This window comes from Streptomyces globisporus C-1027 (assembly GCF_000261345.2).
GTDB lineage: Bacteria > Actinomycetota > Actinomycetes > Streptomycetales > Streptomycetaceae > Streptomyces > Streptomyces pakalii.
In genome coordinates, this window is sequence record NZ_CP013738.1 from 4,106,760 (window position 1) to 4,131,318 (window position 24,559).

The window sequence follows — 24,559 nt, forward strand, 5'->3', positions numbered from 1 at the left end:
GCCCCATCTTGCCCCTCGGGCCGCAGACTGTCACTGGAGGAGTCTAAGGCCAGGGGAGGCCCCTGGGGCGGCGGATGAGGGGGAGCTCTCACCAAGGTTCTGTGCGCGCGGTGTACGTCAGGGGCCCATGCCGTGAGCGTCCGCACACCCTGTGACGTGCGCGGACGCGGGGCGCGGCGGTTCCTTCCGGGCCCCGGGAAGGCCCGCGCCTCTTCGCCGTTGCGAACGCCTTTACGCCGACGCCGACCGGTCGGCCGCCGAGAAGCCGCCCGCGGAGGGTCCGGCCGCCGACGGGCTACCGGACGTCCGGGAGCACCGGCACGAGGCTGTTCCAGCGCGCGATCTCGCATCCGTCGCGGCGGCTGGCGGTGGTGTCCACGGCCCGGCCCTCCCAGGTGCCGACGATGCGTGCGAAGGCGTCGCCGCCGTGGATCATCGTGCACATCGTGCCCTCGGGGGTCTCCCGGAACAGCTCCTGCCGCCCGGCCCGGGTGGCCCCGGCCTCCGCCAGCCGGTCACAGGCGGCCTGCCCCTCCGGGTGGGTGCCCCCGGTGGGCCCGCACTCCAGCTCGAACGTGCCGTCGGCCCCCGGGACCCCGGTGTTCTCCACGCTCACGGTGAGCCGCGTCCGCGCCTCGTCGGCCTCACCGGCCCCCGTCCCCTCCCCGTCGTCGAGGAACCCGGGCAGCGGGAGGGGCATGGGCAGCGGGCCGAGGGCGGGCCGGGCGGCGGCGAACGGTCCGGAGGTCGGCGCGACCGAGGGCACCGGCCCGGAGGACGCGGACCCGGAGGCGGTGGCGGTGGACGCCGGCACGGCGGCGGCGAGGACGGCGAGCGGGACGACGGCGGAGAGGGCGAGACGGCGCAGCATGCGAAAGCTCCAGGATCTCTGCAGCGGGGTCGGCCGCGGGCGGCGGCCACGGACGGATCACGGACCTGCCCCGGTGCCACGCTGACGGGCGACGACGACTGGACGACTGACGGAGACCCGAGGCCCCCACCCCTCTCTAACGCGCACCGCGCCCGGACGTTGCGCCACCACGCCGAACTGCTTTGCCCTGCCCCCCGGAGGCCTAGTAACGTTGGCGGCGATTGGTGGCACGACGCTCGACTGTGTCATCATCTGCACGCACCACTCGCGTCCGCGCGAGGAGTGTGGAGGAGGCGTCGCCTAGTCCGGTCTATGGCGCCGCACTGCTAATGCGGTTTGGGTCTTAAAGCCCATCGAGGGTTCAAATCCCTCCGCCTCCGCTCCATCCCGAAGCCCCGTGCCCCTGGCACGGGGCTTCGGTCGTTCCGGGGCGAGGGGGTGCGCGGAGGGGTGCCTGGGGTAGGGCGTCAGAGGTCGTTTGCGCAGCTCAGTGGTGGTGCGGCTAATGGATTTCGCGTCACGGCGCAGGTCATGTAATGTTGTTCTCGCAACGCCGACCGGGAAGAAAAAGCCCGGAACGCCAAGCACTCGTAGCTTAACGGATAGAGCATCTGACTACGGATCAGAAGGTTGCAGGTTCGAATCCTGCCGAGTGCACAGCAGGTCAGAGGCCCCGGAGAAATCCGGGGCCTCTGGCGTTTCAGGAGTGGGCATGGGCTGAGGGGTGTCCGGTCGCCTCAGCTACCGTGCGCCCGTGGGTGACTCCTTTACCGGCAGCGGACCGCTGTCAGATGCCGAAGTTGCGCAGCTTCTCGATCTGCTGCGTCGTTACCGCGCTCACAATCTCGATCAGTGGGAAGCCTTGCAGACCGGCACGCCGTACGGGCCTGTCTACGTCCAGATGGGCCGGTCGCTGCCACTCGGTGAAGAGTCGGACGAGATGTTCCGGCCGTTCTCTAGGCCACGGTCTGACCTGGCCGGTCAGGATGGAGTGACCGACCGGATCGGCGCGTGCCGTACAGCGGCGGAGGTATGGAGCCCCGGAGAAGGCGAACTCCAGGGCCTCGTGCGTCGGACCGGCCCCCGCCGGGACTGCCAGGCCTCAAACCGCCGGCACGTCCACCCGCGCCCCCTCCGCCGTCACCCGGCGGCGGCGGGTCGGCAGGCCCATCGTCGGGTTCGCCACGCCCCAGGCCGCGCCCTTGCAGACCAACTCCTTGTAGAGGGCGGCCAGGCGGCCGGTCAGGGCTGCGTTGACGGCTCGGTCGTAGGCGGTGACGTACTGGATCAGGCCCTCCTTGCGGCCCAGTGAGATGCACTGGTTGAAGTAGCGGGCCGAGATCGTCGGGAGCTTGCTGTCGGTCAGGCGGGCCGCGATGGCGTCGGCCGCCTGCCAGGCGGTGGGGACGCCCGAGGCGCACGACATGCGCAGCGGCTTGTCGCCGGGGCCGGTCACCAGGGCCGCGTCGCCGATGGCGTACACGTCCGGGTGGGAGACCGAGCGCATGGTGGCGTCGACCACGATCTGGCCCGTGTCGCCGGTCTCCAGGGTCGTGGCCCGGGCGATCGGGTGGACCGCGAAGCCCGTCGTCCAGATGGTGACCGCTGCCGGGATGTCGCCCTCGGTGGTGGTGACGCGGTCGGCGTGCACGGCGAGGACGGTGGTGTGTTCGTGGGTCGTGATCCGGAGGTTCCCGAAGACCTTTTGCAGGTGACGCGCGCCCTTGGGGGAGAGCCAGTCGCCCAGTCCGCCCCGGGCGATCAGGGAGACGTCGAGGTCCGGGCGGGTCTCGGCCAGTTCCGTCGCGGCCTCCACGCCGGTGAGGCCGCCGCCGACGACGGTCACGGGGCTGCCGGGGGCGAGCGCGGCCAGGCGGTCGCGCAGGCGCAGGGCTCCGTCGCGGCCGGCGATCTCGTGGGCGTGCTCCGTGGTGCCGGGGACGCCCTGCGTGTTCCAGGCGCTGCCGAGTGCGTAGACGAGGGTGTCGTACTCCAGGTCCGAAGGCCCGTCCGCGCCGGTGACGGTCACCGTCCTGCGGTCGATGTCGACGCCCGTCACGCGTCCGAGGCGCAGCTCGACGCCCGTACCGGCGAACATCTCGTCGAAGGGGCGCGGGCGGAGGGGCTGGCCCACCGCCAGCTGGTGCATCCGGACGCGCTCGACGAAGTCCGGTTCGGCGTTGACGAGGGTGATGGAGACGTCCTCGCCGCGCAGCCGCCTGGCGAGGCGTCCGGCGGCGGTCGCCCCGGTGTATCCGGCTCCGATGACGACGACGCGGTGCTGCTGGATGGTCTGCCGCATGTTCTGCATGTCCCTGCACTCCTGTCTCGCGCGGTTTCGCCTCTTGAACCGGGCAGACCGTCGATTCCTGACAGGTGGTGCGTGTGACGTGGGTCACCTGTACTGAGGGATGGTGAGGAGTGGGGTTCCGTGGTCCGTCGCCGCCCACTGCCGCGTCGCCCGTTCGAGCTTGTCGGGGTTGACCTGGCTGCGGAACGCGGCGATGCCGTCCGGCGTGAACTCCAGGCAGATCACGCCGATGACCCGGCCGTCGACTAGGACCACCAGGGCGGGCAGCCCGTTGGCGGACGAGACGTGGATCTCCGCCGTGCCGCCGATGAGGCGGCGGGCGGCCTGGTTGGGGCTGAACAGGCTCCGCATGAACTTCGCGACGGCCACGGCCCCCTCGAACGCCTTCGCGCGGGCCGGTACCTTTCCGCCGCCGTCGCCGATCGCGACGGCGTCCGCGGTGAGCAGCTGGACCAGCGGTTCGGTCCGGCCGCTGGTGGCCGCCGTGAGGAACTCCTCGACGATGCGCCGGGCGGCCGCCTCGTCGATCTCGGTACGGGTCCGGCCCGCCGCGATGTGCTTCTTGGCGCGGTGGAGGATCTGCTGGGCGGACGCCTCCGTGATGTCCAGGATCTCCGCGATCCTCCGGTGCGGGTAGCCGAACGCCTCCCGCAGCACGTACACCACCCGCTCGTTGGGGGACAGCCGCTCCATCAGGGCGAGGACCGCGAACGAGACCGACTCGCGCTGCTCGGCGGTGTCGGCCGGGCCGAGCATCGGGTCCCCGGCGAGCAGCGGCTCCGGCAGCCACTGGCCCACGTACGTCTCGCGGCGGGCGCGCGCCGAGGTGAGCTCGTTGAGGCACAGGTTGGTGAGGACCTTCGTCAGCCAGGCCTCGGGGACCTCGATGCGGTCGATGTCGGCGGCCTGCCAGCGCAGGAACGTGTCCTGTACGGCGTCCTCGGCATCGCTCGCCGAGCCGAGGAGGCGGTAGGCGATGGCCTTGAGGCGGGGCATGGCAGCCTCGAACTGGTCCATCTGGTTCCCGGTCAGCGCCATGGTCCGGATCCTAACGGGGAGGGGCGCGGGGGCGGGAGCGGCCGTTCGTCGTGGCGGGGGCGGGGTAGCCGACGTACTGCGGGGCGTGCTGGGCGCCCCTCCGTTCGGAGGTGGGCACGGTGGGAGCGAAGGGGCAGGCGGACAGAGGGCGTTGGCGTGATCAGTGGTGGGCCGTCGGGCTGCTGGTACTGGTGAGCGGAGTCGCCGTCCGGCTGGCGTTCCGCGGGTGGTCCGCCTGGCCGGAGGCGCTGGTCGGGGGTGTTTTCTACGCCGGTTTCCTGACGTGGATCCTGATGCGGCGCAGGCGGCGGGATGCGAAGGCCGTAGGCACCGAGCCCGACAGGGTGCCGGAGCTGGAGCGGCGCATCGCGAAGAACGGCGAGCTGCCCGACGACCCGGCCGAGCAGGCGGCCATGGTCCGGCTGATCCGGCGGCGGGAGGAGAAGCTGCGGCGCAGTCGCCGGTGGGCCTTCCCCATGCTCGGGGTGATCTTCCTGGGGATGCCGTTGCTCTGGTTCACCTCCGGCGATGTGCCGGCGGGGCTGTGGACGCTCGGCTTCGGCGTGGCGTTCATGAGCTGGATGATCTGGTTCAACCGGCGCTTCGTGCGGCGCATGGTCGCGATGCGGCAGCGGATCGAAGGCGTTCGTGGCGTCGGTGGCGTCGGTGGCGTCGGGGGCGTCGGGGGGATCGAGGGTGCCGGAGGGCGCGCTTAGCATCTCCGGATGACGTGTGCGGTCCGGGAATCCGGTGGTGGGTGGCGGTGTGCCGGGGTGCGGTGGCCCCGGGAGGTGCCCGAGCTGGGGTGGAGCCGGGGCGGTGACCGGCGGGTGAGCGTGCTCGCGTACGGGGCCGGCCTCGGGTTCCGGGCCGTCGGGGAGCGGCACTGCGTGGGGGCCCGGGGGAACGTGTGTCCGCTGGGGGCCGTCGTGCCGGGGCGCTCGACCGGGGGGCGGTGCGCCGAGTGCGCGCGGCTGGACCGGGCGCATTCGGTGGCCGCCGACACGATGGCGGACGACCCCCGGACGTACCGCGTGTACCTCGCTTGGTTCGGGCCCGGCATGGTCAAGGTCGGGATCACCGGGGAGGAGCGCGGGGCCGCCCGGCTGCGGGAGCAGGGGGCCGTGGCTTTCAGCTGGCTCGGTCGCGGGCCCCTCATGGCGGCGCGGCGGACCGAGGAGGTGCTGCGGGCGGCCCTCGGGGTGCCCGACCGGATCCCTTACGCGAAAAAGCGTGCTGCGCGCGGGCAGTTGCCGGGGGCCGAGGAGCGGGCCGGGGCGGTGGCGGAGCTGTACGCGCGGGCGGCGGAGCTCGAAGGGCGGGGCTGGCCCGAGTCGTTGGAGCGGCTGCCTCTCGAAGTGGTGGACCAGGTCGGCATTTTCGGGCTCGACCGTGCGCCCGATCCCGATCCCGCGCCCGGCCGGTCGGTACGGGAGGGTGGGACCGCGCCCGGCCGGTCGGTACGGGAAAGTGCGCCCGTGCCCGTCCGGTCGGTGCGGGAGCTGGTCGACGGCGGCGTCGTCGCGGGGCGGCTCGTCGCGGCGGCCGGGCCCGATCTGCACCTCGCGGTGGCGGACGGGGGCGTGGTCGTGCTGGATACGCGGCTGATCACCGGCTGGGACCTGACGGCGGTGACCCGGGCGACCGAGGCCACCGAGGCGAGGGAGGTGAGGGAGATGACCGGGAGCGATGTACGTGTCCCCCTCATCGACATCGGCGGCGGCGGTGTGCAGGGTGGGTTGTTCTGAACGACCGGGTGGGTCGTTCCGGACGACCGGCGAAAGGCCTGCGCATGGAGACGGGAAGCGATGACGTGCTGCGGTTCCGGGAGCGGCTCGGGCTGCCCGGGATCATCGACGTGCACACCCACTTCATGCCCGAGCAGGTCCTGCGCAAGGTGTGGGCCTACTTCGACGCGGCCGGGCCGCTCACCGGGCTGGAGTGGCCGATCACCTACCGGTACGAGGAGCAGCGGCGGCTCGATGTGCTGCGGGCGTTCGGGGTGGTCCGGTTCACCGCCATGCTCTACCCGCACAAGCCCGGTATGGCCCGCTGGCTGAACGGCTGGGCCGCCGACTTCGCCGGCCGGACCCCCGACTGCCTGCACACCGCGACCCTCTTCCCGGAGGAGGGCGTCGAGGTGTACGTGAAGGAGGCCGTCGAGGCGGGGGCGCGCGTGTTCAAGTCGCACCTTCAGGTGGGCGCGTACGACGCCAATGATGCGTTGCTGGACCCGGTGTGGGGGCTGCTCGCGGAGGCCGGGATTCCGGTGGTCATGCACTGCGGGTCGGGGCCCGCGCCGGGCAGGTTCACCGGGCCGGAGCCGATCGGGCGGCTGCTGGCCCGGCACCCCCGGCTGCGGCTGATCGTCGCGCACATGGGGATGCCGGAGTACGCGGAGTTCCTGGCGCTGGCGGAGGCGTATCCGGAGGTCCGGCTCGACACGACCATGGCGTTCACCGACTTCAGCGAGCGGCTCAGCCCCTTCCCGGCGGCCGAACGCGGACGGCTCGCCGACCTCGGGGACCGCATCCTGCTGGGGACGGACTTCCCGAACATCCCGTACCCGTACGTCCACCAGCTGGAGGCGCTGGAGCGGCTCGGGCTGGGCGATGCGTGGTTGCGGGCGGTCTGCCACGGGAACGCCGCCGCGTTGTTCGAGCCGCCGGAGGCTCAGGGCCTGCTGGAGGCTTAAGGCCCGCTGGACCCCGTACCGCTTTCTCAGGCAATTCACAGGAACGGGTCAGGCTTCTCTCACGGGCGCCTCACAGAGTGGGCCCATGACGACGACGACCGCGCCCCAGGGGCGTACCGAACTGCTCAGGCCGGACCGTACCCCCGTCCGGGTCCTGGTCGTGGACGACGAGGCTCCGCTCACCGAGCTGCTCTCGATGGCCCTGCGCTACGAGGGGTGGGAGGTGCGCAGCGCCGGGGACGGGGCCGCCGCGGTCCGGGCGGCCCGCGGCTTCCGGCCGGACGCGGTGGTCCTGGACGTGATGCTGCCGGACATGGACGGGCTGGCCGTGCTGGGCCGGCTGCGCCGCGAGTACGCCGATGTGCCCGTCCTCTTCCTGACCGCCCGGGACGCCGTCGAGGACCGGATCGCCGGGCTCACCGCGGGCGGCGACGACTACGTCACCAAGCCGTTCAGCCTGGAGGAGGTCGTGGCCCGGCTGCGCGGACTCATCCGCCGCTCGGGCTCGGCCGTCGCCGCCGAACGCGGCGAGTCCACGCTGACCGTCGGGGACCTGGTGCTCGACGAGGACAGCCACGAGGTGTGGCGGGGCGGGGAGGCGATCCACGTCACCGCGACCGAGTTCGAGCTGCTGCGCTTCCTGATGCGCAACCCGCGCCGGGTGCTCAGCAAGGCCCAGATCCTCGACCGGGTCTGGAACTACGACTTCGGCGGCCAGGCCAACGTCGTCGAGCTCTACATCTCCTACCTCCGCAAGAAGATCGACGCCGGGCGCACGCCGATGATCCACACCCGGCGCGGCGCGGGGTATCTGATCAAGCCCGGTGAGTAGGGGCCCCCGCATGACGTTGCCGCACAGGCCCTGGACGCTGCGGACCCGGCTCGTCGTCTCCGCCGTGTCGCTGATCGCCGTCGTCGCGGCCGTCATCGGGTCCGTCACCGCGATCGCCTTCCACAGCTACATGTACGGCAAGCTCGACGACCAGCTGCACTCCGTCGTCGAGCGCGCCCAACGCCCGCCCGGTCCGCTTCCGTTGCCCGATTCGCTGCGCGAGGCGGGTCCGCTCGGATTCGTCGGCGGGGGCGGGCAGCCGCTCGGCACGTTCGGGGCGCTCGTCGACGCCGACGGGGACGTCACCGCGTCGAAGGTCGTCGAGGACAGCGGACTCCGCGCCCAGGAGAGCGCGAAGCCGCTGACCGGGGAGCAGCGGACCGCGCTGGAGAACGCAGCCCCGGGGGCCGGTGAGGGCACCCGCAGCGTCGATCTGCCCGGGCTCGGCGGCTACCGGGTCGAGGCCACGACCACCGCCGAGGGCGACACCGTCCTCGTCGGCATCCCCAGCGCCGAGGTGAGCGGGGCGCTGACCACCCTGATCGTCGTCGAGGTCTGCGTCACCGCCGCCGGGCTCATCGCCGCCTCGATCGCGGGCACCGTGCTCGTCGGGGTGGCCCTGCGGCCGTTGCGCCGGGTCGCCGCCACGGCCACCCGGGTCTCCGAACTCCCGCTGCACAGCGGCGAGGTGGCGCTCCTCGAACGCGTTCCGGACGCCGAGGCCGATCCCCGTACCGAGGTCGGGCAGGTGGGCGCGGCGCTCAACCGGATGCTGGGGCACGTCGGTTCGGCGCTCGCCGCCCGCCAGGAGAGCGAGACGCGGGTCCGGCAGTTCGTCGCCGACGCCAGCCATGAACTGCGTACGCCGCTGGCCTCGATCCGGGGCTACGCCGAGCTGACCCGCCGCACCGGCGGGGGAGCGGCGGGTCCGGAGCCCGATCCGGTCACCCGGCACGCGCTGGGGCGGATCGAGTCGGAGGCGGACCGGATGACGGGTCTGGTGGAGGATCTGCTGCTGCTGGCCCGGCTGGACGCCGGACGTCCGCTCTCGTACGGCACCACGGATCTGCTGCCGCTGGTGGTGGACGCGGTGAGTGACGCCCGGGCGGCGGACGGAACAGGAGCGGAGGGGCCGGACACCGGCCCCGGCGACGCCCGCCACCACTGGCGGCTCGAACTGCCCGAGGCCGCCGAGCCCGTGACCGTACGCGCCGATCCCGACCGGCTCCAGCAGGTGCTGGTCAACCTGCTCGCCAACGCCCGCACGCACACCCCGTCGGGGACCACCGTCACGGTCTCCGTCCAGCCGCCCGTACGCGGTGGGGGGCCGGTCACGGTGGAGGTGCGGGACGACGGGCCCGGCATCCCGGCGGAGCTGCTGCCGCACGTCTTCGAACGGTTCGCGCGGGGGGACGCCTCCCGGGCGCGGGACGCCGACGGCGGCGGAGCGACCGGTTCCACCGGGCTCGGCCTCGCCATCGTGCAGGCAGTCGTCTCCGCGCACGGCGGCCGCGTACGGGTGGAGTCCGCGCCGGGCCGCACGGTCTTCGCGGTCGAGCTGCCGACGAGCGACGGATCGATGAACGGCGTGCCCGCGAGCGGCGTACCGGCGGACGGCGTACCGGCGGACGGCGTACGGACGAACGGCGTACCGGCGGACGGCGTACCGGCGGGCCGCGGAATGATCCGCGCGGACTCACAGGTCGGGGACAGGCTCACCACACCGGCGTGACAGCGCGGTTGGCGAACGTCGGAGCATGACCACCGACAGCAGCCTCCGGAGCGGCCCCGGAACGACCGGCCGCCGCAGTAGCAGCAGGGACGGCGGGGACGGAGAGGCCCACGGCCGGCTGCCGGGCCGGGAGCACCTTCCGGCCCGGCAGCCGGCCGCCACGGCCCCCGCCGCCCCCGTGCTCGACGTCGTCGTCCCCGTGTACAACGAGGAGAAGGACCTCCACCCCTGCGTGGTCCGCCTCCATGCCCATCTCGCGCGGACCTTCCCGTACCCGTTCCGGATCACCGTCGCCGACAACGCCAGCACCGACGCCACCCCGGCCGCGGCCGCCGCGCTCGCCGCCGAGCTGCCCGGGGTGCGGTACGTCCGGCTGGAGGAGAAGGGACGGGGGCGGGCGCTGCGGACGGTGTGGTCGGCCTCCGACGCCCCGGTCCTCGCCTACATGGACGTCGACCTCTCCACCGACCTCAACGCGCTCCTCCCGCTGGTCGCCCCGCTGATCTCCGGCCACTCCGACCTGGCCATCGGCTCGCGGCTGGCCCGGAGTTCGCGGGTGGTGCGGGGAACGAAGAGGGAGTTCATCTCGCGCGCCTACAACCTGATCCTGCGCTCGTCCCTCGCCGCCGGGTTCAGCGACGCCCAGTGCGGGTTCAAGGCGATCCGGTGCGAGGTCGCCGAGCGGCTGCTGCCGATGGTGGAGGACAGCGGCTGGTTCTTCGACACCGAGCTGCTCGTCCTCGCCGAGCGGGCCGGGCTGCGCATCCACGAGGTGCCCGTCGACTGGATCGACGACCCCGACTCGACCGTCCACATCGTGCGGACGGCCACCGAGGACCTGAAAGGTGTGTGGCGGGTGGGGCGGGCGCTGGCCGTCGGCGCGCTGCCGCTGGACCGTCTGGCCCGGCCCTTCGGGGACGATCCGCGCGACCGGGCGCTGACCGGGGTGGAGCGCGGACTGGCCCGCCAGCTCATCGGATTCTGTGCCGTGGGGGTCCTCTCCACCCTCTTCTACCTCGCCCTCTACTCCCTCTTCCGGCTCGGCGTCGGCCCGCAGGTCGCCAACGGCGGCGCGCTGCTCGTCTCCGCCGTCGCCAACACCGCAGCGAACCGCCGGCTCACCTTCGGCGTACGCGGCCGGAGCGGAGCCGTCCGCCATCAGGCCCAGGGCCTGGTCGTCTTCGCGATCGGCCTCGCGCTGACCAGCGGCTCCCTCGCGGCGCTCGGCGCGGCCTCCGGCTCGCCCTCGCACGGCACGGAGCTGGCCGTCCTGATCACCGCGAACCTCGCCGCCACCGTGCTGCGCTTCCTGCTCCTGCGCGCCTGGGTCTTCCCGGCCGGCACCCACCGCGCCCCCGACTCCGAGGACGTCCGATGACGACGACCACCGCTCCCGAGACCACCGCTCCCGAGCCTCCTGCTCCCGAGACCCCTGTTTCCGAGGATCTGTGATGACCACGTTCACCGCCCCCGCGACCCCGGCCGACGCGCCGCCCGGGCCGTCCGTGCCGGACCACGGCCCCCGCTGGGCGCGCCCCGCGCTGTACGGGCTGCTGCTCGCCGTCGGCCTCGCCTATGTGTACAACCTCAGCGCTTCCGGTTACGCCAACTCCTTCTACTCCGCGGCCGTTCAGGCGGGCAGCCAGAGCTGGAAGGCCCTCTTCTTCGGCTCGCTGGACTCCGCGAACGCGATCACCGTCGACAAGCCCCCGGCCGCCCTCTGGCCGATGGCCCTCTCCGTTCGGCTCTTCGGGCTCAACTCCTGGGCGATCCTGGCCCCTCAGGTCCTGATGGCCCTCGCCACGGCGGCCGTGCTCAACTCCGCCGTACGCCGTCGCTTCGGGCCGGTCGCCGGGCTGATCGCGGTCGGGGTCTTCGCGCTGACGCCGGTCGCGGCGCTGATGTTCCGCTTCAACAACCCGGACGCGCTGCTGGCGTTGCTGATGACCGTCACCGTGTGGTGCGTGCTGCGGGCGCTGGAGCGGGGCCGGACGGCGTGGCTGCTGTGGGCGGGGGCGGCAGTGGGCCTCGCGTTCCTGACGAAGACCCTCCAGGCGTTCCTGATCCTGCCGCCGCTGGCCGTGCTGTACGCGGTGTGCGCCCCCGTTCCCGTACGGAAGCGGATCGGCCAACTCGCGCTCTCCGCGCTGACGATGGTGGTCGCCGGTGGCTGGTGGGTCGCGATCGTGGAGCTGATGCCGGCCTCCTCGCGGCCGTACGTCGGTGGCTCGCGGAACAACTCGTTCCTGGAGCTGACCTTCGGCTACAACGGCCTCGGCCGCATCAACGGCGAGGAGACCGGAAGCGTCGGCGGAGGCGGGGGCCGTGGGGGCGGCGGTGGCTGGGGCGAGACCGGCATCGGGCGGATGTTCAACTCCGAGGTCGGCGGCCAGATCGCCTGGCTGCTCCCGGCCGCGCTGATCCTGCTGGTGGCCGGTCTCTGGCTGACCCGGAAGGCGGCACGGACGGACTCCGCCCGCACGGCGTTCATCGCCTGGGGCGGTGCGCTGGTCATGACCGCTGCGGTGTTCAGCTTCATGGCCGGGATCTTCCACCAGTACTACACGGTGGCCCTCGCCCCGTACGTCGCGGCGCTCGTCGCCATGGGAGTCACGGTGCTCTGGGAGGAGCGGTCGGCCTGGTGGCCGCGCGCGGTGCTCGCGGGCACGGTGCTCGCGACGGCGCTCTGGGCGTACGTCCTGCTGGGCCGCACCCCGGACTACCTGCCGTGGCTGCGGTGGGCGGTGCTCGCGGGCGGGATCGTCGGCGCGCTCGGGCTGCTGGTCGCGGGGCGGTTCGGCGGGCGGGGCCTGGCCCTCGCCGTGGTGGGGCTGAGCTGCGCGGCGTCGCTGGCGGGGCCGACGGCGTACACCGTGAGCACCCTGAACAGCGGCCACCAGGGCTCGATCGTGACCGCCGGTCCTTCGGTGGGCGGGTTCGGCATGGGGGGCGGGCCTGGCGGCGGTGGTGGCCGACCCGGTGGACCCGGCGGCGGTGACGGCGGGCAGCGCGGCGGCATGCAGCAGCCTCCCGGCCAGGGGCAGGGCCAGGGCAATCAGCAGGGCAACGCTCCGGGCGGTATGCCCACCCTGCCCGGCGGCGGGACCGCACCCGGCGGTAGGGGCACCGGCACCGGCACCGGCACCATCCCCGGCTTCGGCGAAGGCATGAGGGGCGGGGGTGGCGGCGGAGGCGGCGGCATGGGCGGCCTGCTGAACGGCGCGACCGTCGATACCGAGGCGAAGGGGCTCCTGACGAAGGACGCGGACGACTACACCTGGGTCGCCGCAGCGGTCGGCGCGCAGAACGCTGCCAGCTACCAACTCGCGACCGGCGAACCGGTGATGGCGATCGGCGGCTTCAACGGGAGCGACCCGTCGCCGACGCTCGCCCAGTTCAAGAAGTACGTGGCGGAAGGGAAGATCCACTACTTCGTCTCGGGCGGCGGAATGGGCGGCGGCATGCGCGGAGGCGCGGCCGGCGAAGGCGGAGGCGGAGGCGGTACGGGCGGCGGCCCCGGCGGCATGGGCTCCTCCGGCACCTCCTCGCAGATCTCCTCCTGGGTGACGGAGAACTTCACCGAGGTCACCGTCGGCAGCGCCACGTTCTACGACCTGACGCAGCGCACGAGTTGATGGCTCACGGCGTACGCGGCCGGGTTCGGCGCAAGGGGTCAGAACCCGGCCGCGTACGTCCAGAAGTCCCGCATCACCTCGGGCGCGGCCGGTCCGCCCATCTCCATCTGGGTGAGCAGGACGGCGACCGTGCCCGTGGCCGGGATGACGTGGGCCGTGGTGCCGGTGCCGCCGACCCAGCCGTAGCGGCCGAGTACGTTCCAGGGGGCGGCGATCTCGACGTCCACGGCCCCGCCGAACCCCCATCCCTGGCCCTCCGTGAACAGCCCGCTCGCGGCGCGCTGCTCCGGGGTCAGGTGGTCGGTGATCATCTGGCGGACGGACTCGCCGGCCAGCACCCGGTCACCGGCGTCGTTCAGGCCCTCGGTGAGCAGCGTCCGGCCGAAGGCGTACCAGTCGTCGGCGGTCGAGACGAGGCCTCCGGCGCCGGACGGGAACGGGGGCGGGCTGCTCCACTGCCCGTCCGGGGCGTCGATCAGCTCGGGCTCTCCACCGCCCCCGTCCTCGCCCGCCCCGGCCCGGTAGGAGCTGGTGAACCGGTCCAGCGCGGCGGGCTCCACCCAGAACCCGGTGTCCGTCATGCCGAGGGGCTCGAAGATCCGCTCCGCCAGATACACGGGCAGCGGGCGGTCGGCGACCCGGGCGATGAGCACGCCGAGGATGTCGGAGCACGTGTTGTAGAGCCAGCCGTCGCCCGGCTGGTGGAGCAGCGGGATACGGGACAGCTCGGCCATCCAGGCGTCCGGTGCGAGACCGTTCCGCGGCTGCGGCGGGCCCTGCTTCAGCTTCTCGAACAGCGGGGCGACGGCCGGGAGCGAGAAGTCGGACGGGAAGCCGTAGCCGGCCCGGAAGGTCAGCAGGTCCAGGAGGGTGATCGGGCGGACGGCCGACACCACGTCGTCGACCGGGCTCTGCGGGGTCCGGACGACCAGGGGAGAGGCCAGCTCGGGCAGCCACGCCGCGACCGGGTCGGCGGGGGCGATCAGGCCGTCCTCGACGAGCGTCATGGCGGCCGCCGCGACGATCGGTTTGGTGATCGAGGCGATGCGGAACAGCGAGTCCCGCCGCATCGGCGCGGACCCGGCGAGGCCGGCCGTACCGGCCGACACGACCTCGACCCGCTCGCCCCGGGCGACCAGCGCCACCGCGCCCGGCATCGACCCCCTGGCGATGTGGGTGTCCAGCAGTTCGTGCAGGGTGGTGGTCATGGCCGTCCTTCGTCCGTCCGGTACCGCGTGGTCTTTCGCGGCCGCCCTCGGTAAGGAGGACGCGTTCCCACCGCAAAAGGAAGCATTCGAGCCGAAAATGGAGACTGCGGGAGCGCCCAGGACTCATCGCCCCGGGCACATCGCCCCCGGCCCGTCCCGGCTCATCGCGCCGGCTCGCCCAGGCTCATCAGCCCCGACTCGGCAGCCCCCGCGCCTGCCTCCGCCCCGCCGTCACCCCCGTAACAGCAGGTCCGCCACCACGGCCCGGTGGTCGGAGGCGAGGCTCTCCGGCACCCATGCCCTCCGCACGCCGATCCTGTTCTTCGACACCGTCACGAAGTCGATCCGCTTGACCGGGTCCTGCCCCGGGAACGTGGGCGCGCCGGGGTCTGCGTCGGCCAGTTCCCCCCACAACGGGGCAAGTTCGGGGGCGTTGGGCTCGGCGTTGAAGTCGCCGAGCAGGATCTTCGGACCCCGGTCCTCGGCCATGATCCGCCGGGTGTCGGCGACCTGGGCGACGCGGACGGCGGGGTCCGGGCGGTAGTCGAGGTGGGTCACGTACACGTGCACCGGCAGCCCCCGCACCCGGACGACGACCTCGCCGAATCCCGGGGCGGGTGCGGGCACCGGGTTCGGGTCCTGGGTCGAGAGGCGGGTGATCTCGTGGTTCTCGGCGCTGACGATCCGGTGCCGTGACAGCACGGCCACCCCGTACTCGGCCCGGGGTCCGCCCGGTTCGGCCGGGTCGAGGCTGTAGATCGGCGCGAAGGAGACGTGCATCCGCAGCCGCCGGGCCAGTTCATCCGCGAGATCCCGCCACTCGCTGCGGGAGCCCCAGTGCCGGTCGACCTCCTGAAGCCCAATGACATCGGCTTCTAGCGAACGGAGTTCGGCCGTCTGGCGGTTCAGGTCGAAGACACCGTCCATGCCCGCACCGGCATGGATGTTGTACGTGGCGACCCGCAGCGGCAGGCCCCGGGCGTCGGTCCCGCCGGTCCCGCCCGGTTCACCGGAAGGGGAGCGGTGGGCCGATGCGGCTGCGGCGGGCGGCGCGAGGAGCGCTCCCAGAAGGGAGGCGGCGAGGAGGAGTTGAGGGACACGGGACGGGCGGCGACGCAGCGACATGGCTCTCCCAAGGGCCGGAAATCGCGCACTTTGTCAGAAAACTTGTCAGGTAGGCGTCGAGAACCGTACCGCCGGGCCACCCCTCGGGTCCCGGCGGCGCGACCGGTGCGGCTCGAAAGAAATCGACTTGTACGTCGTACAGGACTGCATACGGTGTACAAGACAGCGTCCCGTACGCCGTACAACCATCGGCCGCACCACCACGGGCCATCCGCCCATGGAGCCCAAGGAGCCCGCATGACGGCGCCCGTCGCAGAGCGACCCGACCTCTCCCATCAGGGACATCCGCAACGCTGGCTGATCCTCGGCGTCATCTGCCTGGCCCAGCTCGTGGTGCTGCTCGACAACACCGTCCTCAACGTCGCGATCCCCTCCCTCACCGCGGAACTGCACGCCTCCACCGCCGACGTGCAGTGGATGATCAACGCCTACTCGCTCGTCCAGGCGGGTCTGCTGCTCACCGCGGGCAGCTCGGCGGACCGCTACGGGCGGAAGAAGATGCTGATGGTGGGCCTCGCCCTGTTCGGCGTCGGCTCGCTGGTGGCCGGGCTCGCCGAGTCCTCCGGCCAGCTCATCGCGGCCCGTGCCGGGATGGGCGTCGGCGGTGCGCTGCTGCTCACCACGACGCTCGCCGTCGTGGTCCAGATCTTCGACGAGACCGAGCGGGTCAAGGCGATCGGCATCTGGTCCACGGTCGCCTCCCTCGGTTTCGCGGCGGGCCCGCTGTTCGGCGGGTTCGTCCTCGACCACTTCTGGTGGGGCGCGATCTTCCTCATCAACATCCCGGTCGCCGTGATCGGTCTGGTCGCCGTCGCCCGGCTCGTACCGGAGTCCAAGGTCGCGCAGGGCGACCGCCCCGACCTGCTGGGCGCGCTGCTCTCCACGATCGGTATGACCGCCGTCGTCTTCGCGATCATCTCCGGGCCCGAGCACGGCTGGGGGTCCGGCCGGGTGCTGCTGACGGTGTTCTTCGGCGTCGCCGTGCTGGTCGTGTTCGTGCTGTGGGAGCTGCACATCCCGAACCCGATGCTCGATATGCACTTCTTCCGGAACCAGAAGTTCATCGGCGCGGTGGCGGGCGCGATCCTGGTCGCCTTCGGGATGACCGGCTCGCTCTTCCTGCTCACCCAGCATCTGCAGTTCGTCCTCGGGTACGGGCCGTTGGAGGCGGGCCTGCGGACGGCCCCGATGGCGCTCACCGTGGTCGCCCTCAACCTCACGGGCGTCGGCGCACGGATGGTCCAGAAGTTCGGCACGCCCCTCGTGATCGCCGTGGGGATGAGCTGTCTGGCGGCCGGTCTCGTCGCCATCGCGGTGCTCGGCGGGGGCGACGGCGGGTACGGCGGCATGCTGTTCGGCCTGATCGTGATGGGGGTGGGCGTCGCCCTGGCCATGCCCGCGATGGCCAACGCCATCATGAGCGCCATCCCGCCGGAGAAGGCCGGGGTCGGCGCGGGGGTCAACGGCACGCTCGCGGAGTTCGGCAACGGCCTCGGGGTCGCGGTGCTCGGCGCGGTTCTCAACGCCCGGTTCGCCGCGCTCGTCCCGGCCGCCGTCGGCGCCGCCTCACTGCCCGCGGCTCTGGCCGCCGCAGACGGGCCCGCCGCCCGGGAGCAGATCAAGGACGCGTTCGCCGCGGGCCTGGAGACCAGCCAGCTCGTCGGCGCGGTGGCGGTGCTGGCGGGCGGGCTGCTCGCCGCCCTGCTGCTGCGCCGGGCCGAGCGGGTGGAGGCGGCGGCTCAGCTGCCGAAGACCGACGCTTCGCAGGCCGGGGACCGGGCAGACGCGACGGGACCGGCGGCATAGCATCGGACATGACGCGCGTACCGGACCGTCAGCGTCCGGTACGCCGTTTTCCGGCGGGCCCGCACGGCCCGGCGTTCGGCTGGACCGCTCGGTGGCCGATCCGAGCACGACGAGGAGAGTGCGCCATGGTGTCCGGGCCCGGTTCCGAACCCGATTCCGCGTCTGATCCGACGTCAGAGGCTGTGCCCGCGCCCGCATCAGCTCCTGCTGCCGGTTCCGCGTCGTCCGGCGGTTCGAAGGACGCCGCCGTGCGGACGAGCGTGTGGCTGGGCCGCACGGCCCCTTCGCGCTCACGCCGGACCGATTCGCCGGCGGGCCTGGACCGCAACCGGATCACCGAGGCGTCGGTGCGGCTGCTGGACGCTGACGGACTCGCCAAGTTCTCGATGCGCCGGCTCGCCGCCGAGCTGGACGTCACCGCGATGTCCCTCTACTGGTACGTCGACACCAAGGACGACCTCCTGGAGCTGGCGCTCGACTCGGTGTACGCGGAGATCGACCGGCCCCGCGAGGACGGCGACTGGCGGGACCGGCTGCGGGAACTGGCCCGCAGCTACCGCGAACTCCTCGTCCGCCACATCTGGATCTCGCCGCTCGCCGGGACGTTCCTCAACATCGGCCCGAACTCCATGCTGTTCTCGTACGCCGTCCAGGACGTGATCCGGGACACCGGGCTGCCCCTGGAACGGCAGACGGGTGCGCTCTCGGCGGTCTTCCAGTTCGTGTACGGATTCGGCACCGTCGAGGGCAACTTCAAGGCGCGGTGCGACGCGACCGGGCTCACCCAGGACGAGTACCACCAGAACGCGATGGGCACGATCCGGGCGGAGCCGCACCTGCGGGAGATCTCCGACTACTCCGACGAGATCATGTCCGCCCGGGGCGGCGAGACGGTCGAGGAGATGCGCGAGCGGGACTTCGTGTTCGCGCTGGACCTGGTGATCGCGGGCATCGAGGCGGTGCGCGACCGGACGGGGTCCCCGGCTCAGTAGCCGCGTGCCGTGTCCACCGTCAGCCCGGGGCGGCGGCCCGCCGCCACGTCCTCCCAGCAGGCGGCGAAGTCCACGGCGATGTCCTCGTCGGTGGTGATCCCCGAGGAGTGCGAGGTGATGACCGTACGGGGCAGCTGCCACACGGGGTCTTCCGGCGCGGCCGGTTCCGTCGGCAGCACGTCCAGCACCGCCCGCCGCACCCGGCCGTCCCGCAGCGCGGTCTCCAGCGCCCCCATGTCCACGGTCGCGCCCCGCCCCACGTTGAGGAACGTCGCCCCGCGCACCGCCGCGAACCGCTCGGCGCCGAAGAAGCCCTCCGTGGCCGCCGTCAACGGCAGGGTGGAGATCACCCAGCGGGCCTCACCCAGCGCCTCGGTGTCCTCGGCGGCCCCGATCACCCGGTCGAATCCCGGCGCCACCGTGCGATCGGTGCCGGGCTCCGGCCCGTACCGCGAAGTGCGGCCGACGCCCACGGTGCGTACCCCGCAGGCCGCCAGCAGCCGCCCCACCGCCGCGCCGATGCGGCCGGTGCCGTAGATCAGGGCGGTCTGCCCGGCGACCAGCTCCGAGGGGAGGCGCTCCCAGTGCGCGCGGGCGTGCTGCTCAGTGAACTCCGGTACGGACTGGGCCTCGGCGAGCATCCAGCCCAGGACGTACTGGGCCATCCGCTCGCCCATCCGGCCCACGGTCCGGGTCAGCAGCGCCGGGCCGGGCCAAGGGCCATTGGAGAGCAGCCTGTCCGACCCCGCGGTGATGCTGTGGAACCAGAGCAGCCGGTCCGTCCGCAGGGCGTCGGGCAGTGCGTCGGCCACGCAGAGGAGGGGCGCGTCGGACGGCGGCGGAACGTCGGTCAGAGGCTCGGCGCCGCGCCCGGTGATCCGCTCCAACTCCCTTACGAGGCCGGGGCCCAGCGAGGCCGCGACCAGCAGCCGGGCCCGCGCGAGGGCGCCGGGCGCGGGCAACGGCGGGGGCGGAACGGGCAGCCCGCACGCGAGGACCGAATGGGGCGGCCCGCTGCTCTCGCTCATCGCGCGATCAGCTCCCCGGGGCCAGGTGAGCCGGGAAGCCGCCGGTGGCGACGGGGCCCCAGCGCTCCGGGGTGACCCGGATGATCGACTTGCCCTGCTTCAGCATCGCCGCCCGGTACTCGTCCCAGTCCGGGTGCTCCCCCGAGATGTTCCGGAAGTACTCCACCAGCGGCTCGACCGAGTCCGGGGCGTCGATGACCTCCGCCGCGCCGTCGACCTGCACCCACGGCCCGTCCCACTCGTCGGACAGGACGATCACGCTGACCCGCTCGTCGCGCCGGGCGTTGCGGGTCTTGGCGCGCTCGGGGTACGTCGACATGACGATCCGCCCCGCGTCGTCCACGCCGCAGGTCAGCGGGGACCCCTGGGGGCGCCCGTCGGCCCGGGTGGTGAGCAGGACCGCCCGGTGCCGGGGGCGTACGAACGCCAGCAACTCGTCGAGCTCCACGGCGGTGTTGGTCGCGATGTTCGGTGCCATGCCCACCACCCTACGACCGGCCCGTGCGGCCGCCCGGGAAGCGCCTCGCCCACGACCGGCGCGAGGCGGGCCCGGGTCACGCCATGGGCAGCGCCTCGCCCTGTACCGCCTGGATGTCCAGCTCCACGCGCAGGGTCGTGCCGATCGCGGAGATGCCCGCCTGCACGACCTGGTTGTAGTTCATCGCGAAGTCGTCGCGGCGCAGTTCGGCGGTGGCGTGGAAGGCCGCGCGCACCCCGCCCCACGGGTCGGGCCCGGTGCCGAGGTAGGTCAGGTCCAGGTCGACGGGGCGAGAGACGCCGTGCATGGTCAGCTCGCCGTGGACGGTCCAGCGGTCGGGGCCCGCCGGGGCCAGCCCGGTGGAGCTGTAGGCGATCTCCGGGTACCGGTCGACGTCCAGGAAGTCCGGCGAGCGCAGGTGCTTGTCCCGCATGCCGTTGCCGGTGTCGATGCTGGCCGCCCGGATCACCGCGTCGACCCGGGAGCTGTTGATCTCCTCGGCGATCTCGATCCGGCCGCCGAAGTCGGTGAACCGGCCGTGCACGCTGGAGATCCCCAGGTGCTGGGCGACCGCGCCGACCGAGGAGTGCGCGGGGTCCAGCGACCAGGCGCCCGGCGGTGGCAGCTCCACCCCGCCCTGCCGGGCCAGCACGATCTGCCCGGCCTCGATCCGGCCGCTCGCGGTGACGAGGGCGGTGGAGGCGGCGGGGGCGTACCCGACCGCCGTGACGATCACCGTGTACGCGCCGGCCGTCAGGGAGCCGTCCGTGCGGACGGCCCCGTCCTCGTCGGCCGCGGCCCGCAGCACCTGGGCGCCGGTCATGTCGGTGACCGTCACGACGGCGTGCTGGACCGCCCAGCCGTCCCGCGTCCGTACCTGTGCGCGAAGTCCCATCCGTATCTCTCCCAGAAGCCCTAGCTCGATGACTCGATGACCCGCGTGCGACGCCCCGACGACCCGGTGCCCCGTCGGAAGGCGACGGAACCTGACGGAACGTGGGGGTCACATGAGTCGGGCCCCGGGGCGGTCACGGCCGGCCGTCCCCTGCCTGCCGTACCCGCCACCGGGGCCCCTTTCCACCCGGTCGCGACAGCCTCTCCGCTCGAAGTGCCGCCCGACCAGGGGTCTTCGCGATCCCTTCACGTGAGCCCGTGCTCTTCACGTGCTCAGGAGCACGTGCTCACGTGAGGGACCGTCACTCGCCCGGGTGGGCGAGCTCGATGTCGTGCCCGTCGACTCCCGTACCGCTGACGGTGAGGGAGCCCGCCACCGGCGGGTAGCCGGTCGCGATGACCGAGTACTCGCCCGCGTCCAGGTCGGTGAAGGCGTACGCCCCGTCCTCGCCGGTCGTCGCGGTGGCGACCACGTTGCCCGCCGCGTCGATGAGCGTGACCCGGGCGTCGGCCAGCGGACCCCGGGCGGACCCGGCCCGCACGACGCCCCGGACCAGCGCACCGGACCGCAGCGCGGCCTCGACACGGGTGACGCCCTGGCCGCCGATCTCCACCGGCAGCGCCAGCGGACGGAAGCCGGCCGCGTTGACCGCGACGGTCACGGAGCCCGGGATCAGCTCGCCGAAGGCGAACTCACCGGTCGGGCCGGACGCGCCGGTGGCCAGCACGTCGCCCCGGACGTCGGTCACGATGACCATCGCGCCGTCCACGGGGGCGCCGGACTCGGCGGCCCGGACGGTCCCGGCCAGTCCGCTCGTACCGGACAGCAGGATGTCGAAGGCCAGCGCTTCGTCGCCGACGACCACCGTGGATGCCTGCGGCTGGAAGCCGTCGGCGGAGGCGATCAGGACGTAGCTGCCGGAGCCGGGGGCGTCCAGGGTGTAGCCGCCGTCGGTCCGGGCCACGGAGCGCCCGAGCTGCCGGCCGCCCAGCGAGATCAGGGTGACCGCCGCGCGGGCGACCGGAGCGCCCTCGGCACCGCGCACCACACCGTGGACGGGGGTGCCCTGGACGGTGTCGTGAGGGGCTTCCGCCGTGTCGACCGAGGTGACCCCGGCCGCGCCCTCGGAGACCAGACCGGCCGCGCCGACGGCGGCGGGCACGGGGATCTCGGCGGTCTCGACGGCGGCCGGAGCCGGAGCCTGGTCCGACGCCTCGGTGGGGGCGTCGTTCGCCGCGCTGGTCTTCAGGGCGACCTCCTTGATGAAGATCGTCACGATGAAGGCGATGAGCGCGCACGGAGCGGCGTACAGGAAGACGTCGCCGACGCCGTGCCCGTACGCGGACTCCATGACCAGGCGGAACGGCTCGGGCAGCTTGTCCAGGTCGGGGATGCCCCCGCCGCCGGTGCCGCCGTGGCCGAGCTTGGCGCCCTCGGGGCCGAGCGCGGCGAGGCCGTCCTTGACGTACTGGGTGACCCGGTTGCCGAGGACCGCGCCGAGCGCCGAGACGCCGATCGCACCGCCGAGGGAGCGGAAGAAGGTGACGACGGAGCTGGCGGAACCGAGGTCCTCGGGAGCGACCTGGTTCTGCGTGGCGAGGACCAGGTTCTGCATCATCATGCCGATGCCGAGACCCATGACGAACATGAAGATGGCGACGTGCCAGTACGGGGTGTCGTACCGGATCGTGCCCAGCAGCCCGAGCCCGGCCGTGACCAGGAAGCCGCCGGTGACCAGCCACGCCTTCCAGCGCCCGGTCTTGGTGATGACCTGACCGGAGATCGTCGAGGAGAGGAAGAGCCCCGCGATCATCGGGATGGTCATGACGCCGGACATCGTCGGCGACTTGCCGCGCGCCAGCTGGAAGTACTGGCTGAAGAACACGGTGCCCGCGAACATCGCGATGCCGACGAACAGCGAGGCGATCGAGGCCAGCGTGATGGTGCGGTTACGGAAGAGGCGCAGCGGGATGATGGGTTCCTTGGCCCGCGACTCGATGAGCACGAAGATCAGGCCGAGCAGGACCGAGCCCGCGACCATCACGTACGTCTGCCACGACAGCCAGTCGTACTTGTCGCCCGCGAAGGTCACCCAGACCAGCAGCAGGGAGACGGCGGCGCTGATGAAGAACGCGCCGGACCAGTCGACCTTGACGCCCTCGCGCTTGACGACGGGGAGCTTCAGGGTCTTCTGGAGCACGATCAGCGCGATGACCGCGAAGGGTACGCCGACGTAGAAGCACCAGCGCCAGCCCATCCAGCTGGTGTCGGTGATGACACCGCCGAGCAGCGGACCGCCGACGGTGGCGACGGCGAAGACCGCGCCCAGGTAGCCGCTGTAGCGGCCGCGCTCGCGCGGGGCGATCATCGCGGCCATGACGATCTGCGCGAGGGCGGAGAGACCGCCCACGCCGATGCCCTGGATCACGCGGCAGGCGATGAGCATGCCGCTGCTGGTCGACAGACCGGCGACGACCGAGCCCAGGACGTAGATGACCAGGGCTATCTGGACCAGCAGCTTCTTGCTGAAGAGGTCGGCGAGCTTGCCCCAGAGCGGGGTGGTGGCGGTCATGGCCAGCAGCGAGGCCGTCACGACCCAGGTGTAGGCGCTCTGGCCGCCGCCGAGGTCGGAGATGATCTCGGGCAGGGCGTTGGAGACGACCGTCGACGACAGGATCGCGACGAACATGCCGAGCAGCAGCCCGGTCAGTGCCTCCATGATCTGCCGGTGTGTCATCGGCGTGCCGTCGGGGGCGCCGGAGGCGTTGCCGCCGCCGTGCCCTCCGTGCTTGGCGTGGCCGCCCCGCACACCGGTGGGTGTGGTCGTAGCCATTGAGTTCCTTATCCGTGCGTATTTGCTTCTGTTACACAGGTGTACGGGCGTGAGCCTCGTCGCCGAGGCCGGTCCTGCACTCGCCGGTGTGACGTCCGGGGGCGCAGCCGCCGGATCCGCGACAGGCGAAGCTGTCACGCAGCCGGGACAGCAGCGCGATGAGCAGGCCGACGTCGTCGTCGGACCAGTCCTGGAGGTTGTGGGCGAACACCTCGGTGGTCCGCCGGGTCAGTTCGTCGAGCTGCGTGTGTCCGCCGGGGGTCAGCCGCAGGATGCGGGACCGCTTGTCCGCCGGGTCCGGGGACCGTTCGATCCAGCCGCGATCGGCCACATGGGCCACGTGGCGACTGGTCACCGACATGTCCACGGACAGCAGCTCGGCGAGCCGGCTGATCCGCATCTCGCCGTGCCGGTCCAGGAGGGTCAGTACGGCGGCGGATCCCGCGGGGCACTCGGGGGGCAGCGCTCGGGCGAGCCCCCTTTTGACGGCCCCTACGGCGCTGAGCTGTCGGGCCAGTTCCTCGTAACTACTCCGTGCGGCCACGGGAACCCCCAGCACACTCACGACTATGTTGTTGCTTAGGGCAACGATAGAAGCCGTTGGTTGCTGCAGGCAAACGAAAATGGCCTTGCATAAGTAAAGGAACGCAAAAGCCTCCGTAGGGTCGAGGTCAAGCGCCTGCGCCGACGGTCTCCGGCTTCCTCGTCCGTACGATTTTCGGACGATCTTCAGATGTGCCGCCGCAGGTAGGGCGGGGTGCCCGGTGGCCCCGGGGGTTGGGCCGGGGGCCCGAGTTCGCTAGGGTCCTGCCCCATGGCACACAACCCCCACGCCCCTCAGCCGGGCCCCGAGGGCAACCAGGATCCGGCGGGCAGCACGCAGATGTTCCGCGCCTTCGTCGACGAGGGCGAGCCGCAGCGCCGGCAGCAGCCCGCGGCGACCTCGTCCGGGCCGAAGGCCGGGGTGATCGCGGCCGTGATCGCGGTCGTCGTCGTCCTCGGTGCGGTGGCCTGGCTCGCACTGAGCTGACGAGCGGCCGTACGGGCGTGCTGCCGTAGGGCAGCATGCTGATACGACAC

The 24,559-nt window shown here is 72.5% G+C and carries 20 protein-coding genes and 2 tRNA genes; 12 read left to right on the forward strand and 10 right to left on the reverse strand.

Annotated elements, in window-relative coordinates; genetic code table 11:
* Nucleotides 1-295: 295 nt before the first annotated feature.
* A complete protein-coding gene (locus tag WQO_RS17845) occupies nt 296-871 on the reverse strand; it encodes an SSI family serine proteinase inhibitor (RefSeq protein ID WP_010064878.1) in 576 nt (191 codons plus the stop codon).
* Between the two features lie 289 nt (nt 872-1,160).
* Between WQO_RS17845 and WQO_RS17850 the strand changes: the two genes are divergently transcribed.
* Nucleotides 1,161-1,251: transfer RNA gene (locus WQO_RS17850), tRNA-Ser, on the forward strand.
* A 204-nt stretch (nt 1,252-1,455) separates the two neighbouring features.
* Nucleotides 1,456-1,528 (forward strand) — tRNA-Arg (locus WQO_RS17855).
* Nucleotides 1,529-1,973: 445 nt separating this feature from the next.
* Here the strand turns inward: WQO_RS17855 and WQO_RS17860 are convergent.
* The gene (locus WQO_RS17860; protein ID WP_032749483.1) at nt 1,974-3,173 is read right to left on the reverse strand and encodes an NAD(P)/FAD-dependent oxidoreductase; all 1,200 of its coding nucleotides are present in this window, start codon (nt 3,171-3,173) and stop codon (nt 1,974-1,976) included.
* 93 nt (nt 3,174-3,266) lie between these two features.
* Nucleotides 3,267-4,220 (reverse strand): RNA polymerase sigma factor SigJ, encoded by a 954-nt coding sequence (gene sigJ, locus WQO_RS17865; RefSeq protein WP_010064880.1) that lies wholly within the window; start codon nt 4,218-4,220, stop codon nt 3,267-3,269.
* 191 nt (nt 4,221-4,411) lie between these two features.
* Here sigJ and WQO_RS17870 point away from each other — a divergent pair, with 191 nt between their 5' ends.
* From WQO_RS17870 to WQO_RS17900, 7 genes are all read left to right on the forward strand, one after another.
* Nucleotides 4,412-4,936 carry a hypothetical protein gene (locus tag WQO_RS17870; protein ID WP_237274141.1) on the forward strand — a complete coding sequence of 175 codons (525 nt, stop codon included), beginning with the start codon at nt 4,412-4,414 and terminating at the stop codon, nt 4,934-4,936.
* Nucleotides 4,937-4,945: 9 nt separating this feature from the next.
* Nucleotides 4,946-5,968 carry a DUF2797 domain-containing protein gene (locus tag WQO_RS17875; RefSeq protein ID WP_032749475.1) on the forward strand — a complete coding sequence of 341 codons (1,023 nt, stop codon included), beginning with the start codon at nt 4,946-4,948 and terminating at the stop codon, nt 5,966-5,968.
* A 44-nt stretch (nt 5,969-6,012) separates the two neighbouring features.
* Nucleotides 6,013-6,915, forward strand: a complete 903-nt coding sequence (locus WQO_RS17880) for an amidohydrolase family protein (RefSeq protein ID WP_010064883.1) — start codon at nt 6,013-6,015, stop codon at nt 6,913-6,915.
* Between the two features lie 85 nt (nt 6,916-7,000).
* Complete coding sequence (locus WQO_RS17885; RefSeq protein WP_010064884.1) at nt 7,001-7,747, forward strand: response regulator transcription factor; 747 nt, start codon at nt 7,001-7,003, stop codon at nt 7,745-7,747.
* A 10-nt stretch (nt 7,748-7,757) separates the two neighbouring features.
* On the forward strand, nt 7,758-9,479 hold the full coding sequence (locus WQO_RS17890; RefSeq protein ID WP_107115829.1) for a sensor histidine kinase: 1,722 nt from the start codon (nt 7,758-7,760) through the stop codon (nt 9,477-9,479).
* A 25-nt stretch (nt 9,480-9,504) separates the two neighbouring features.
* Entirely contained in the window at nt 9,505-10,857 is a 1,353-nt protein-coding gene (locus tag WQO_RS17895; protein ID WP_193407209.1) for a bifunctional glycosyltransferase family 2/GtrA family protein, read from the forward strand.
* Nucleotides 10,858-10,930: 73 nt separating this feature from the next.
* Nucleotides 10,931-13,114, forward strand: coding sequence for a mannosyltransferase YkcB-related protein (locus WQO_RS17900; RefSeq protein ID WP_010056623.1), 2,184 nt, complete (start codon nt 10,931-10,933; stop codon nt 13,112-13,114).
* Between the two features lie 38 nt (nt 13,115-13,152).
* Here WQO_RS17900 and WQO_RS17905 read toward each other — a convergent pair whose 3' ends face one another.
* On the reverse strand, nt 13,153-14,322 hold the full coding sequence (locus tag WQO_RS17905; RefSeq protein ID WP_010056624.1) for a serine hydrolase domain-containing protein: 1,170 nt from the start codon (nt 14,320-14,322) through the stop codon (nt 13,153-13,155).
* A gap of 231 nt (nt 14,323-14,553) precedes the next feature.
* Entirely contained in the window at nt 14,554-15,447 is an 894-nt protein-coding gene (locus WQO_RS17910) for an endonuclease/exonuclease/phosphatase family protein (protein ID WP_010056625.1), read from the reverse strand.
* 237 nt (nt 15,448-15,684) lie between these two features.
* On the opposite strand from WQO_RS17910, the gene WQO_RS17915 reads away from it, so the two are divergent.
* Both WQO_RS17915 and WQO_RS17920 read left to right on the forward strand, forming a co-directional pair.
* Complete coding sequence (locus WQO_RS17915) at nt 15,685-17,253, forward strand: DHA2 family efflux MFS transporter permease subunit (protein WP_010056626.1); 1,569 nt, start codon at nt 15,685-15,687, stop codon at nt 17,251-17,253.
* A gap of 248 nt (nt 17,254-17,501) precedes the next feature.
* Nucleotides 17,502-18,245 carry a TetR/AcrR family transcriptional regulator gene (locus WQO_RS17920; RefSeq protein WP_010056628.1) on the forward strand — a complete coding sequence of 248 codons (744 nt, stop codon included), beginning with the start codon at nt 17,502-17,504 and terminating at the stop codon, nt 18,243-18,245.
* Here WQO_RS17920 and WQO_RS17925 read toward each other — a convergent pair.
* From WQO_RS17925 to WQO_RS17945, 5 genes are all read right to left on the reverse strand, one after another.
* The gene (locus tag WQO_RS17925) at nt 18,239-19,273 is read right to left on the reverse strand and encodes a D-2-hydroxyacid dehydrogenase (RefSeq protein WP_010056630.1); all 1,035 of its coding nucleotides are present in this window, start codon (nt 19,271-19,273) and stop codon (nt 18,239-18,241) included. The genes WQO_RS17920 and WQO_RS17925 overlap by 7 nt on opposite strands.
* Nucleotides 19,274-19,280: 7 nt before the next feature.
* Entirely contained in the window at nt 19,281-19,751 is a 471-nt protein-coding gene (locus WQO_RS17930) for a PPOX class F420-dependent oxidoreductase (protein WP_010056631.1), read from the reverse strand.
* 76 nt (nt 19,752-19,827) lie between these two features.
* On the reverse strand, nt 19,828-20,646 hold the full coding sequence (locus tag WQO_RS17935; protein ID WP_010056632.1) for a YceI family protein: 819 nt from the start codon (nt 20,644-20,646) through the stop codon (nt 19,828-19,830).
* A gap of 301 nt (nt 20,647-20,947) precedes the next feature.
* Complete coding sequence (locus tag WQO_RS17940; protein ID WP_470433563.1) at nt 20,948-23,383, reverse strand: MFS transporter; 2,436 nt, start codon at nt 23,381-23,383, stop codon at nt 20,948-20,950.
* Between the two features lie 127 nt (nt 23,384-23,510).
* Nucleotides 23,511-24,023: a MarR family winged helix-turn-helix transcriptional regulator gene (locus WQO_RS17945; RefSeq protein ID WP_029181926.1), complete on the reverse strand. Its 513-nt coding sequence runs from the start codon at nt 24,021-24,023 to the stop codon at nt 23,511-23,513.
* A 270-nt stretch (nt 24,024-24,293) separates the two neighbouring features.
* Between WQO_RS17945 and WQO_RS17950 the strand changes: the two genes are divergently transcribed.
* A complete protein-coding gene (locus WQO_RS17950; RefSeq protein WP_010056635.1) occupies nt 24,294-24,509 on the forward strand; it encodes a hypothetical protein in 216 nt (71 codons plus the stop codon).
* Nucleotides 24,510-24,559: the final 50 nt, after the last annotated feature.